Source organism: Pseudomonas sp. Pse1, assembly GCF_024519635.1.
Lineage (GTDB): Bacteria > Pseudomonadota > Gammaproteobacteria > Pseudomonadales > Pseudomonadaceae > Aquipseudomonas.
The window spans coordinates 72,810-84,543 of record NZ_JALJRO010000013.1; the positions used below are offsets into that span (position 1 = coordinate 72,810).

The 11,734-nt window shown below is 61.5% G+C and carries 14 protein-coding genes and 1 tRNA gene; 7 read left to right on the top strand and 8 right to left on the bottom strand.

Features of this window, described 5'->3' with window-relative positions:
• Positions 1-54: 54 nt before the first annotated feature.
• A complete protein-coding gene (locus NR126_RS19260; protein ID WP_027620659.1) occupies positions 55-726 on the bottom strand; it encodes a Bax inhibitor-1/YccA family protein in 672 nt (223 codons plus the stop codon).
• Between the two features lie 124 nt (positions 727-850).
• On the opposite strand from NR126_RS19260, the gene NR126_RS19265 reads away from it, so the two are divergent.
• From NR126_RS19265 to NR126_RS19280, 4 genes are all read left to right on the top strand, one after another.
• Positions 851-938, top strand: a tRNA-Ser gene (locus NR126_RS19265).
• A gap of 355 nt (positions 939-1,293) precedes the next feature.
• Positions 1,294-3,078: a DUF1538 domain-containing protein gene (locus NR126_RS19270; RefSeq protein WP_256830859.1), complete on the top strand. Its 1,785-nt coding sequence runs from the start codon at positions 1,294-1,296 to the stop codon at positions 3,076-3,078.
• A complete protein-coding gene (locus NR126_RS19275; RefSeq protein ID WP_105754738.1) occupies positions 3,075-3,437 on the top strand; it encodes a P-II family nitrogen regulator in 363 nt (120 codons plus the stop codon). The genes NR126_RS19270 and NR126_RS19275 overlap by 4 nt, the downstream gene beginning before the upstream one ends.
• Complete coding sequence (locus tag NR126_RS19280) at positions 3,434-3,799, top strand: hypothetical protein (RefSeq protein ID WP_027620661.1); 366 nt, start codon at positions 3,434-3,436, stop codon at positions 3,797-3,799. The genes NR126_RS19275 and NR126_RS19280 overlap by 4 nt, the downstream gene beginning before the upstream one ends.
• A 94-nt stretch (positions 3,800-3,893) precedes the next feature.
• On the opposite strand, the gene NR126_RS19285 is transcribed toward NR126_RS19280, so the two are convergent.
• Together NR126_RS19285 and NR126_RS19290 are read right to left on the bottom strand one after the other, a co-directional pair.
• Entirely contained in the window at positions 3,894-4,190 is a 297-nt protein-coding gene (locus NR126_RS19285) for a hypothetical protein (RefSeq protein ID WP_256830860.1), read from the bottom strand.
• A gap of 44 nt (positions 4,191-4,234) precedes the next feature.
• Positions 4,235-4,684: a GNAT family N-acetyltransferase gene (locus tag NR126_RS19290; protein ID WP_027620663.1), complete on the bottom strand. Its 450-nt coding sequence runs from the start codon at positions 4,682-4,684 to the stop codon at positions 4,235-4,237.
• Between the two features lie 145 nt (positions 4,685-4,829).
• Between NR126_RS19290 and NR126_RS19295 the strand changes: the two genes are divergently transcribed.
• Entirely contained in the window at positions 4,830-5,543 is a 714-nt protein-coding gene (locus NR126_RS19295; RefSeq protein WP_033866419.1) for an SOS response-associated peptidase family protein, read from the top strand.
• A gap of 94 nt (positions 5,544-5,637) precedes the next feature.
• Positions 5,638-5,838 (top strand): hypothetical protein, encoded by a 201-nt coding sequence (locus tag NR126_RS19300; protein ID WP_027620664.1) that lies wholly within the window; start codon positions 5,638-5,640, stop codon positions 5,836-5,838.
• Positions 5,839-5,874: 36 nt separating this feature from the next.
• Here NR126_RS19300 and NR126_RS19305 read toward each other — a convergent pair whose 3' ends face one another.
• On the bottom strand, positions 5,875-6,066 hold the full coding sequence (locus NR126_RS19305; RefSeq protein WP_105754740.1) for an SPOR domain-containing protein: 192 nt from the start codon (positions 6,064-6,066) through the stop codon (positions 5,875-5,877).
• 319 nt (positions 6,067-6,385) lie between these two features.
• On the opposite strand from NR126_RS19305, the gene NR126_RS19310 reads away from it, so the two are divergent.
• The gene (locus NR126_RS19310) at positions 6,386-6,814 is read left to right on the top strand and encodes an N-acetyltransferase (RefSeq protein ID WP_027620666.1); all 429 of its coding nucleotides are present in this window, start codon (positions 6,386-6,388) and stop codon (positions 6,812-6,814) included.
• A 3-nt stretch (positions 6,815-6,817) separates the two neighbouring features.
• Here the strand turns inward: NR126_RS19310 and NR126_RS19315 are convergent, their stop codons facing one another.
• The 4 genes from NR126_RS19315 to NR126_RS19330 form a co-directional block, all read right to left on the bottom strand.
• A complete protein-coding gene (locus NR126_RS19315; protein ID WP_027620667.1) occupies positions 6,818-8,347 on the bottom strand; it encodes a DHA2 family efflux MFS transporter permease subunit in 1,530 nt (509 codons plus the stop codon).
• Positions 8,348-8,413: 66 nt separating this feature from the next.
• Positions 8,414-9,616 carry an HlyD family efflux transporter periplasmic adaptor subunit gene (locus NR126_RS19320; protein ID WP_027620668.1) on the bottom strand — a complete coding sequence of 401 codons (1,203 nt, stop codon included), beginning with the start codon at positions 9,614-9,616 and terminating at the stop codon, positions 8,414-8,416.
• A 10-nt stretch (positions 9,617-9,626) separates the two neighbouring features.
• Positions 9,627-11,096: an efflux transporter outer membrane subunit gene (locus tag NR126_RS19325; RefSeq protein ID WP_256830861.1), complete on the bottom strand. Its 1,470-nt coding sequence runs from the start codon at positions 11,094-11,096 to the stop codon at positions 9,627-9,629.
• Positions 11,093-11,566: a MarR family winged helix-turn-helix transcriptional regulator gene (locus NR126_RS19330; protein ID WP_105754742.1), complete on the bottom strand. Its 474-nt coding sequence runs from the start codon at positions 11,564-11,566 to the stop codon at positions 11,093-11,095. The genes NR126_RS19325 and NR126_RS19330 overlap by 4 nt, the downstream gene beginning before the upstream one ends.
• Positions 11,567-11,734: the final 168 nt, after the last annotated feature.

The window sequence follows — 11,734 nt, forward strand, 5'->3', positions numbered from 1 at the left end:
CGGCCACAAAAAAACCCGCTGCGAGGCGGGTTTTTTCATTTCAGGGCGATCCGATCAGTCGTCGCGACCCATGATGCCGAACAGCTGCAACAAGCTGATGAACAGGTTGTAGATCGATACATACAGGCTGATGGTCGCCATGATGTAGTTGCGCTCGCCGCCATGGATAATGGCGCTGGTCTGGAACAGGATGCAGACCGAGGAAAACAGCACGAAGCCCGCGCTGATCGCCAGTTGCAGACCGCTGATCTGGAAGAACATGCTCGCCAGCACCGCGCCCAGCAGGACGAAGAAACCGGCGGTAATGAAACCACCGAGGAAGCTCATGTCCTTGCGAGTGATCAGTACATAGGCCGACAGGCCGCCGAACACCAGGGCGGTCATCGCAAAGGCCGAGCTGACCACTTCAGCGCCGCCCTGCATGCCCAGGTAACGGTTGAGGATCGGGCCCAGCAGGAAACCCATGAAACCGGTCAGGGCAAAAGCAGATACCAAGCCCCAGGCCGAATCACGGAGTTTGTTGGTAAGGAAGAACAGCCCGTAGAAGCCGATCAGCACCACGAAGATATTCGGGTACCCAACGCGCATCTGTTGAGCGACAAAGGCCATCACACCACTGAAAGCCAGGGTAAGGGCCAGCAAGCCATAAGTGTTGCGCAGGACGCGGCTAACCTCTAGCTGCTCGACCTGCACGCTGTTGTTAACTGCGTAATCCTGTTCGCGCATGGCGACACTCCTGTAGTTTTGAAACGTTCAGACGCAAAGATCATAACAGACGCTCTGTAACAAGCTATGCAGAGAGTTTGACAGTGTGTTTCATTCGGGTATTATGGCGCCCGCAAAGCAGTTTGGAAGCGTGGCCGAGTGGTTTAAGGCAACGGTCTTGAAAACCGTCGATGGGCAACTATCCTAGAGTTCGAATCTCTACGCTTCCGCCACATTTATACGACAAAGCCCTGATTATTCAGGGCTTTGTCGTTTCTGGGGTTTGGCCAGAACGGCCATCAGACCTCATCCATGGCTCAATGATTCAGACCTCTTCTTGGCGAAGCCGGTACAAAGGCAGGTACGACTCCGAGAGTTCCTTACCCAGCGCCGTAAGCCCATAGCCGGTCCCTGGCCCCCGCCCCGCCACACGTCTACCAATCCACTGACAAAACTCAGCATCCGACCCGCCAAGTGCCAACTACACTGCCCCCGGCTGGCTGCGACTTGAGTTTCCAGCTAACGCCGCGACAGTGAGAGACCGCCTTCAGGTCGTCCATCGGTAGATCCACCTGAGCACCCGCCCCCATGAAAGAACCCATTCGCTACGCCGATTACCTGCACAAGATTGGCTCCGGTCGCCGCGAGATTCCCATGCGCGATCTGGTTTCGGCACCGGTTCGCGGTGCCGATGGCCGCTGGCAGGCCCCGCCGCATAAAGCGGTAAAGCTGCACGCCGGTGAGGTCGTCGCGATTCTCAAGCCCTATCTCAATTCCCGCTTCATGGAGCAATTTCGCGCCGTGGTGCCCCTGGCCCTGTACCTGGCATTGTTCCAGGTCATCATCCTGCGCCAATTGGTCGAGGACGCCTGGCTGGTAACGGGTGGATTGTTCGCGGTGATTGTCGGGCTGATGCTGTTTATGGAGGGCTTGAAACTCGGCCTGATGCCCTTCGGCGAAGTCATAGGCAACAACCTTCCACGCCGATTATCACTGCCGGTAGTACTGCTGGTGACCCTGCTGTTGGGCATCGGCGTGACCTTCGCCGAACCCGCAATCGGTGCGCTGCGTGCCGCCGGACAGAACGTTTCTGCCGAGCGCGCGCCCTACCTGTGGGCGCTGCTCAACCAGTGGACCAGCGAACTGATCCTGGTGGTCGGCGTCTGCGTCGGCCTCGCCGCGGTGATCGGCACGCTGCGATTCCTCTACGGCTGGAGCCTGAAGCCGTTGATCTATTTGTCCCTGGCGCCGGTGTTGCTGCTAACGGTGTACATGCACAGCGACCCTGAGCTGGCCAAGGTGATTGGTCTGGCCTGGGACGCGGGGGCGGTCACCACCGGGCCGGTCACCGTGCCACTGGTGCTGGCACTGGGCATTGGCATTGCGGCGGCCGCCGGCAAGGGCGGCTCCGGGTTGTCCGGATTCGGCATCGTGACCCTGGCCTCGTTGTTTCCGGTGATCGGGGTGATGCTACTGGGCTTGTATGTAGCGTCCGTTTCCTCACCTGCCGAGATCATCGCCGCCGCGCAAGCTGCCAGCGGCGCCACCCAGACGGTTGCGCAATGGCACGAAGTCAGCCCCGGTCTGGAAATTATCTCCGGCATACGCGCCATCGTGCCCCTGGTGATCTTTTTGCTCATCGTGCTGAAGCTGCTGCTGCGCCAAAGCCTGCCGCGACGCCGTGAGATTTTCCTCGGGATCGCCCTGGCCGTGGCGGGCATGTGCGTGTTCAACCTCGGGTTGACCTACGGCCTGTCGAAACTGGGCGGGAGTGCCGGGTCACTGATTCCGGCGGCGTTCATGCAGACGCCGGGGGTCGATGAGTCGCCGCTTTATCTGTATCAGGTGGGCCTGGTCCTGGCCCTGGGCTTTGCCTGGGTGCTTGGCTACGGCGCGACGGTCGCCGAGCCTGCGCTGAATGCACTGGGCGTCACCGCTGAAACCCTGACCAACGGCTTTATCCGCAAGCGCAGCCTGATCCGTGCCGTCTCCATAGGCGTGGCCAGTGGTATCGCCGTGGGTGTGGCCAAGCTGGTGTTCGACCTGCCGCTGGTGTGGCTGGTGATACCGCCCTATCTGCTCGCGGTGCTGCTGACGGTTTTCTCCAGCGAAGAATTCGTCAACGTGGCCTGGGACAGCGCGGGGGTTACGACGGGACCGATCACCGTGCCGCTCGTCCTGGCCATGGGCCTGGGGCTGGGCAACGCGACCAACGCGGTGGAGGGTTTCGGCATTCTGTGCATGGCCTCGGTTGGTCCGGTGATCACCGTCATGCTGCTCGGGCAGTGGGCACGTTTTCGCGCGTGGAAACAGGAAAAGGCCGCCATCGGGCAGCCAGCGAATCAATTAATGGGCACGGGAGAAGCACAATGAGCACCGAAGGCATTACCTATTTGACCGACGTTGCCCTGATCACCTGCATCGTCGCGGTCGGCCGCGCGGACCTGGTGATTAGCGCCGCCCAGGGCATGGGCGCACCGGGCGCCATTGTCTACCACGCTCACGGTCTGGGCCCCCGCGAGCGACTCGGCCTGCTCAGTATCGCCATTGATGCGGAAAAGGAAGTGGTCAGCCTGCTGGTCGCCGCCGACTACCAGGACGCGGTACTCGAGGCCATCTATCACGCCGCCAAATTGCATGTCCCCGGGGCAGGCATGATCTACGCCACGCCGGTGGAAAAAGTCGCCACCTACATTCCCCGTGAACTGCTCGTACAAGGTAAAACCTCGTGACCGCCGGCATACCGGGCGGCGCGGCCAAACTGATCACCTGCGTGCTGCCCGACGATGGCAGCGAGCGCAGGTTGTTGCGTCTGTTACGCGAAGTCCATGGCATCACCCGTGCAGACAGCGTGAGTTGCCGTGGCGTGGGCGTGCTACAGGCCGCCAAGGCAGCGCGCAACCAGGTACCGGAAGCCGTGCTTTCCCGAGTGGTCAATGTGGTAGTGGACGCAGCCCAGTCCGAAGCAGTCTTCGAGTTCATCTGTGAACACGCCGGGCTGAGCGGACCAGGCGGTGGGTCCGTGTACATGGTTGCGTTGAATTTCGCGACACCGTTATCGATGCCGACGGGAGTGGCACTGGAACAGGATTAAGCGTCGACTTCCGCAAGAGCGATGATTTCTGCCATCATGTTGCGCTAGCGCTCATGTTGTATTTTTTGATAAGGAAATCATCACGTTGCAAACATCAGACACGCTCTGCCCGTTTTGCGCGGAGAGCATCAAGGCCGCCGCGATTCGCTGCAAGCACTGCCACGCCGATCTGCGACCAAAGGGAAAACGCTGGCTGATCAGGCTCGCCGTAGCCGCCGCTGTTGCGCTGGCGGCCTACCTGGTTTTCAGCGATTCCGAGGATAAGGCCGAGACCGATGTCATGGCCGATATTGCCATTTGCCAGGACCAGGCGTCCGCCGTTGCCTCGCCAATGGCGCGCAGCATCATTGCCAAAGCCTGTCGTCAGGTGGAGGAGCAGATGCGCCAACATCCAGGTGATGCCCCCTGATAGAAATGGGCAGGGCTCAAGACGCGTTACAACAATGGCCTGCGCTTCTCATACCGCACATCCCGGGCATCGATTCGCTCGACCACCGTCCAGCCCAGACGCTGATAAAAGCCATTGGCCCTGATCTCCGGGCGGCCGTCAGTGACCAGGACAATCCGTTCATGGGTCTTGAACAGCTCGGCTTCGGCGGCGTCCATCAGTAAGCGGCCAAGCCCGCATTTCTCATGCTCAGGACGCACGAACATGGCAAATACCTCGCCTTCGGCGCGATCGATCATCGAAAAGGCCACCGGTTGCCGATCGACTTCGGCGAGCCAGATGCACGGCCCTTCGTTGATTGCCGAGCGCAGGACCTGCGGGGTGATGCCCAACTCATCCATCTGCTTGCGGCTCAGGTGGTTCTGCGCCACTGAAGTGCGTATCTCGAACAGACTCTCGATATCATCGACTGTAGCCATACGCAGCGACACACTCATCATTCCAGCTCCCGAAGATCAACGGGCATTGTAGAAAGCCACGGGCGAGCGAATAAATACCCCGATTGTTAGTGATCTGTAAGCGGATACGAAAATGTGCGGGTGTCCGTGAACTAAGCTGAGGGCTCCAGCGGAGGGCTTTCCGATGTGCGGGAGACTTTCACAGTATCGAGGCATTCACGATTTTGTCGCGGCCCTGGGCATGCCCAATGCCCTGGCCAACAGCGTGGGTGATGAACCGCTGGGGTATTACAACGTCGCGCCGACCACTGCGGTCGCCCTGATCCACCTCGAAGGCGAGACCCTGCATGCCGATCGGGTGCGCTGGGGCTGGCGCCCGCACTGGTCCACCGACCGCTCGCTGCCGATCAACGCCCGAGTGGAAAAAGTCGCCCACGGTCCATTCTTCCGCGCCGTTTGGCCGCACCGCGCCATCGTCGCCGTCGACAACTGGTTCGAGTGGGTCTACGAAGGTGGCCCGAACAAACAGCCCTACCTGATCCGCCGCCGCAATCGCGCGCCTGCCCTCTGTGCGGCCATTGGTCAATATCCGGCGGGGGGGCGCGATCCGCGAGCCGATGACGGTTTCGTGATCATCACCGCCGACAGTGAGGGCGGCCTACTGGATGTGCATGATCGCCGCCCCGTGGTGCTGTCGCCGGAGCTGGCGCGCGAATGGCTGAACCTCAGCATGCCCAAGGAGCGTGCCGAGCAAATGGTGTTGCATGAGGGGGAGCCGTCCGACACCTTCGAATGGTTCAAGGTCGACAGCGCCGTCGGCAACGTACGCCATCAGGAGCCGGAACTGATTGTGCCGATCGGTAAAATTCTGCGCGGCGACGAAAGGCCCCACGGCTGAGCGCCTGTACCTGGCAAGCGGAGGTTTTCTCGACTAGCCTGAGCGCGGCGACGCACCCCGCCCCGTGCTGAAACATCCGGTCTGGGAGACGAAGATGAATCCGATTCAACTGGCTGAACAGACCTATCGTCACTGGTCCAATTCAATCTTGCTGGAACTCAAGGAGCGACGTCACCAACTGGTCCCCAGCGATCGCCAGGCACTGGACAATGTGCTGACGGAACGCCGACTGTTCGACAGCGGCAACCCGGCGGGCGCCGACCGACGCGTACCCGGCGGTCAAGACCGGCTGTAGCGAGAGCGCCTCGCGCCCTCGCCTTCAGCCTCTGCGCTACTGCTTGTTAACGGCCCCCAGGCGCCTGGCCTTGTAGCCTGGCAGGGAGGCGGCAAACGCCAGCGCCTCTTCCCGGGTAGCAAAGGTGCCGTAGCGGTCATGCGGGGTGCAGACCCGCCACGGGCCGCTGTTCACGCTCACTACGTCATAGCCGTTCATATGCATTTTGCTCAACATCGCAATACTCATAGCCACCTCCGTCGAAGACGTTAAGCCCAGACTCAACTTACACCCGCCAAACACCGAGCGATTCTCCGAGGGTTGAACGGTCTGCTGGGCCTCGTCGTTTTGATCCAATGGCCGGGCCAAAGTGCGCACAGATGGACGAACGGCACATGACAAATCCTTCACTGTGCCGCTGCGACAGGACCTTTATAGTCACACCGCTCATTCAAGGAACATTTAGCCCGCACTCCCCGCGCGGGCTTTTTTTTGCCCGCGTTTCTGCGAAACCCCGACCCATGGGTTAATCTGGCGAATCCCCTCAGTCGACACAAGGACGTCGCCCATGCCGCTGCGCATCGATTTCACCGAAGACCCGCAACCCGAGGAATACCAGGCCGTCCTCGCTCCCCTGCGCGCCCACAACATCGCCAATGCCGGTGATGGCCACTATCAGGAAATCGCCCTGCTGGTGCGCGGCGAAGACAGCGACGAAGTGCTCGGCGGGCTGTATGGCAAGCTGTTCTATGAATGGCTGTTCATTGACCTGCTATCGGTGCAGCCACAATTGCGCGGCCAGGGCATTGGCGCGCGCCTGATGCACATGGCCGAAGAGCTGGCGCGGGAAAAGGGCTGCATCGGCATGTACCTCGACACCTTCGAGTTCCAGGCACCAGCGTTCTACAGCAAGCTGGGGTTTGTCGAGGTTGGGCAGATTGCCGACTATCCGCGCGGCAGCAGGCGCTTCTTCATGCAGAAGCGCCTGACTGATTGATCGTTAATGACCGCTCGCCTCTGGCCCAGCCTTCGCCGCAAACGGTGGCTTGGCCAGCCATACCAGCAGGATCAGGCCAACAAAGCCCCAGCCCAATAGCGTGAAGTAATCCACGGTGGACAGCATGTAGGCCTGGCTGGTCAGCACGTGATCGAGCTGGGCGTAGGCCGGGGTGCCGGCGCCGCCCAGGCTGTTGAGGGCGTCGCGGGTGGCCGGCTCGTAGGTGCTGATGCTTTCGCTCAGGTAAGCGTGATGCTGGTCGGCCCGGCGGATCCAGATCCAGGTGGTCAGCGACGCCGCGAAGCTGCCGCCCAGGGTCCGCAGGAACGTCGCCAGGCCGGCGCCATCGGCAATCTGATGGGGCGGCAGGTCGGACATCAGGATGCTCAAGGTCGGCATGAAGAACAGCGCTACGCCAATGCCCATGAACAGCTGCACCAACGCCACGTGCTGGAAGTCGACCTCGTTGGTGAATCCGGCGCGCATAAAGCAACTCAAGCCAATCGCCAGGAACGCCAGGCCGGCGAGCAGGCGCAGGTCGATCTTGTGCGCGTACTTGCCGACAAAAGGCGACATCAACACCGGCAGAATCCCAATCGGCGCCACCGCCAGCCCGGCCCAGGTCGCGGTATAGCCCATCTGGGTCTGCAGCCATTGCGGCAGGATCAGGTTGATGCCGAAGAACCCCGCGTATCCCAACACCAGCACAATGGTGCCGATGCGGAAGTTACGGTAAGCAAACAGCCGCAGATTGACCACCGGATGGCGGTCGGTCATTTCCCAGATCACAAACACCGCCAGGGCAATCACCGAAATCGCCGCGCCGATCAGGATGAAGTTCGACTCGAACCAGTCCAGGTCGTTGCCTTTGTCTAGGATGATTTGCAGCGCGCCGACGCCGACGATCAAGCTGATCAGTCCTACATAGTCCATCGGCTGGCGACTGGTCTCAACCGGACGCGCCTTGAGCTGTTGCTTGACCACCATCACTGCGAAGATGCCGATGGGTACGTTAATAAAGAAGATCCACGGCCAACTGTAGCTGTCGGTGATCCAGCCGCCGAGAATCGGCCCGGCAATCGGCGCCACCACCGTGACCATCGCCAGCAACGCCAGGGCCATTCCGCGCCTGGCCGGTGGATAGACGGCAATCAGCAGGGTCTGGGTCATCGGATACAGCGGCCCGGCCACCAGGCCCTGGAGCACCCGGAAACCGATCAGCTCCGGCATCGAGGTGGAAATCCCACAGAGGAACGAGGCCAGCACAAAGAGCATGGTCGCCCAAAGGAACAGTTTCACCTCGCCGAAGCGCCGGCTCAGCCAGCCGGTGAGCGGCAAGGCAATCGCGTTGCTCACGGCAAATGAAGTGATCACCCAGGTGCCCTGCTCCGAACTCACTCCCAGGTTGCCGGAGATGGTCGGCAGGGCGACGTTGGCGATGGTGGTGTCGAGCACTTGCATGAAGGTCGCCAGCGACAGGCCGATGGTGCTGAGCACCAGGCTGGGTGGCGTGAATGAGGCGTTGTTACTCATCGCAAATCCTTGGGAACGAGGCGAGCGTTGCGCCGCTTGCACGGCGCAACGAGCGGATTGGCGAACTCAACGCTGGGCGGTTTTGCTCAGGGCTGAACTGTTGTCATGGATCAGCCGGGCGATCATTGCGTCGGCATCCGCCAACTGGCGGTCATAGATGGTGGTGCTGAAGCTGGCCTTTTGCGGTGGCTGCTGGGCCAGTACCGGGCCACTCTGGTCGCGCAGGTCGACATTGACCAGGGTCGACAGGCCGACCCGCAATGGATGCTTGGCCAGTTGCTCGGCGTTGATGTGGATGCGCACCGGCACCCGCTGAACGATCTTGATCCAGTTGCCGGTGGCGTTTTGCGCCGGCAACAGGGCGAAGGCGCTGCCGGTACCGGCGCCGAGGCTGTCGATGGTGCCGCTGTACTTCACGGAGCTGCCATACAGGTCGGCCTCGATGTCCACCGGCTGGCCGATGCGCATGTCACGCAGTTGGGTTTCCTTGAAGTTGGCGTCGATCCACAACTGATCCAGCGGAATCACCGCCATCAACGCGGTGCCTGGCTGGACGCGCTGGCCCAGTTGCACGGTGCGCTTGGCGACATAACCAGTGACCGGTGCGATCAAGGTGCTGCGGGCATTGTTCAGGTAAGCCTGGCGCAACTGCGCAGCGGCGGCCTGGACGTCCGGGTGCGACGAGACTTCAGTGTCGTCGACCAGCGCACTGCTGGTCTTGAACTGTTGCTGGGCGTTGGCCAGGGCGTTTTGCGCCGAGGTCAGGTCATCGCGGGCATGGGACAGTTCTTCCTGGGAAATTGCCCCACCGGCGGCGAGATTTTTCCGACGATTGAAGTTTTCCTGAGCTTTCTGCACTTCGGCTTTCTGCGCGTTGACCTGAGCTTTCATGCCATCAACGTTGCTGTACAGGCCACGCACCTGGCGCACTGTACGCGCGAGGTTGGCCTGGGCACTCTGCAACCCGACCTCGGCGTCATTGGGGTCGAAGTTGACCAGCACCTGGCCCTCCTGCACCAAGTCGCCATCGTCGGCGCCAATGCTCACCACCGTGCCAGTCACCAGCGGGGTGATTTCCACCACGTTGCCGTTGACGTAGGCGTCGTCGGTGCTCTCGTTCCAACGGCCGTAGAAGTGATGCCAGCCCCAGACGCCGAGGCTCGCGACGATCACCAGGATCGCCAGCAGGGTCAGCATCAACTTGCGTTTGCCGGGATTGCCCGTGTCGGGGGTATTTTCTGTTATCGGGGTGTTCTGCACGTTGGCCATGACCAATACCTTAATGATGGGTGCGCGTGGCGGGCGCCGGAGATGGGCTGGCCACGGCCAGGTTGTCGCTCTGGAATCCGCCACCCAGGGCCTGCATCAATTGAATCGACAGATCGATCTGCTCGGCGTTCAGATTGGCCAGCTGACGTTGCGCGCCGAGCAACTGCTGCTCGATGCTCAGCACGTCCAGGTAGTTGCCGACCCCTGAGCCGTAGCGCTCGAGCACGGTGTTGTAGGACGCTTGGGCAATGTCCGTGGCGTGCTGCTGCGCGGCGATCTGCCGACCGACATCACGCAACTGGGAAATGCTGTCGCTGACATCACCGAGGGCCTTGACCAGGCTCTTGTTGTATTGCGCCACCGCCAGGTCGTAATCGGCGTCCTTGGCGTCGAGGTCGGCGCGCAGGCGGCCGCCGTCGAAGATCGGCAGGGAAATGGTCGGCGCGACATTAAGGAAGCGCGAGGTCGAGCCAAACACCGCGTTGCCCATCAGCGACTCGAAACCGGCTGCCGCGCTGAGGTTGAGGTTGGGATAAAAAGTGGTCTTGCCCGCCTCGATACTTTTGCTCGCCGCCTCGACCCGCCAGCGCGCCGCCACCAGATCCGGGCGACGGCCGAGCAACTCGGCAGGCAGCACCGACGGCAGGGCCACGGCACTGGCTTGCAGGATGTTCGGCCGGGCAATTTCGTTGCCGCGATCCGGGCCTTTACCCAGCAACACCGCGAGGGCAATTTTTGCGCTCTGCAGGTTTTTCTCGGCATCGATCAAAGACGCCTGGGAGCTGGCTTCGAGGCTCTGGTTTTGCTGGTACTGGTAGAGGCTGTCGATACCCGAACTCAGCCGGCGCTGGCTCAGGCTGAGTAACTGCTGAGTGCGCTTGAGGTCTTCGCTGGCCAGGTCATGAACGATATAGGCCTGGCCCAAATTGCTGTAGGCGCGGGCGACATCGGCGGCCAGGGTCAACTGCGCGGCCTGCTGGTCAATCTGCGCCGCGCGGGCCTGGCCCAATGCAGCTTCCCAGGCGTCGCGCTGGCCGCCCCACAAATCGAAGGTGTAATTGAACGTGGCGCCGAGGCTGCGCATGGTGTCGTATCGATCACCTTGCAGAGTCGGATCCTGGTACTGCGCCAGTCGCTCACGGCGAATTCCGGCGCTGGCATCCAGGGTCGGCATCCGCGCGGCATCCGCGGCACCGGCGGCAGCGCTGGCCTGATTGGCACGGGCGCTGGCGATCTGCATGTCCGGGCTGTCGCGCAGGGCTTCACGAATCAGACCGTCGAGCTGCGGATCGCCAAGGCTGGTCCACCAGTCGCTTTTCGGCCAGGCCGCCGGTGACAGGGCCACGCCATTCAGGGAGTGCCCGGCCTGCAGCGATTGCGCCTGCAGGCTCACACCTTCGGTGTTCAAGCCGCTGTAGTTGGCGCAGCCGGCCAGGCTCATGGCCATCAGCACCAGACCAAGCCGCGTCGTCATGCTCATTGATCACCTACCCGCAGCACGGTGATGGGATCGCCGGCGGCCAAGAGAATTTTCTTCAGGATCGCTTCCAGGGTCTGCAACTCCTCGCTGTCGAGGGCGCCGGCCAACTGGTTCATGGCGTTGACGCCGATCTCCGGCAACTTGTCGGCCAGCGCCTGGCCTTCTTCGGTCAAGGCCAGACGCACCAGGCGGCGGTCATCCGCGCAGCGCTTGCGCAGCAACAGGTCCTTCTGCTCCAGGCGGTCGAGCATGCGGGTCATCGAGCCGCTGTCCAGGGACAGGTGGCGGCACAGCTCGGCCGGGGTGTCGACGCCAAACTGGGCAATGATGATCATCACCTTGAACTGCGCGGCGGTGATGCCGTGGGGTTCCATGTGGGTGTCGATGATCCGGTCCTTGAGCAGGGCCGCGCGCCCGAGCAGCAGGCCGAGGTGGCAATTTTGAAAGTTGTCCGGCGAGAAATGTTTCATCTGGCGACTCGATAGCTGCCTAGGCAGTGAATATATGTCCAGATGTTACTGCCTAGGCAGTGAATGTCAAATAAATTAGTTAGCAGGCTTTGCAATTAACTGGAAATCGCCCACGGCAAAACGACAACGGGCGCGGGTTCAATGGAAGGAAGTTCCGTTAAACCCGGG

Coding starts and splice junctions, on each gene's coding strand:
- NR126_RS19260 (WP_027620659.1), bottom strand. CDS start 726: ATGCGCGAACAGGATTACGCAGTTAACAACAGCGTGCAGGTCGAGCAG.
- NR126_RS19270 (WP_256830859.1), top strand. CDS start 1,294: ATGAAAGAACCCATTCGCTACGCCGATTACCTGCACAAGATTGGCTCC.
- NR126_RS19275 (WP_105754738.1), top strand. CDS start 3,075: ATGAGCACCGAAGGCATTACCTATTTGACCGACGTTGCCCTGATCACC.
- NR126_RS19285 (WP_256830860.1), bottom strand. CDS start 4,190: ATGTTGGCGCATCTGCTCCTCCACCTGACGACAGGCTTTGGCAATGAT.
- NR126_RS19290 (WP_027620663.1), bottom strand. CDS start 4,684: ATGAGTGTGTCGCTGCGTATGGCTACAGTCGATGATATCGAGAGTCTG.
- NR126_RS19295 (WP_033866419.1), top strand. CDS start 4,830: ATGTGCGGGAGACTTTCACAGTATCGAGGCATTCACGATTTTGTCGCG.
- NR126_RS19300 (WP_027620664.1), top strand. CDS start 5,638: ATGAATCCGATTCAACTGGCTGAACAGACCTATCGTCACTGGTCCAAT.
- NR126_RS19305 (WP_105754740.1), bottom strand. CDS start 6,066: ATGAGTATTGCGATGTTGAGCAAAATGCATATGAACGGCTATGACGTA.
- NR126_RS19310 (WP_027620666.1), top strand. CDS start 6,386: ATGCCGCTGCGCATCGATTTCACCGAAGACCCGCAACCCGAGGAATAC.
- NR126_RS19315 (WP_027620667.1), bottom strand. CDS start 8,347: ATGAGTAACAACGCCTCATTCACGCCACCCAGCCTGGTGCTCAGCACC.
- NR126_RS19320 (WP_027620668.1), bottom strand. CDS start 9,616: ATGGCCAACGTGCAGAACACCCCGATAACAGAAAATACCCCCGACACG.
- NR126_RS19325 (WP_256830861.1), bottom strand. CDS start 11,096: ATGAGCATGACGACGCGGCTTGGTCTGGTGCTGATGGCCATGAGCCTG.
- NR126_RS19330 (WP_105754742.1), bottom strand. CDS start 11,566: ATGAAACATTTCTCGCCGGACAACTTTCAAAATTGCCACCTCGGCCTG.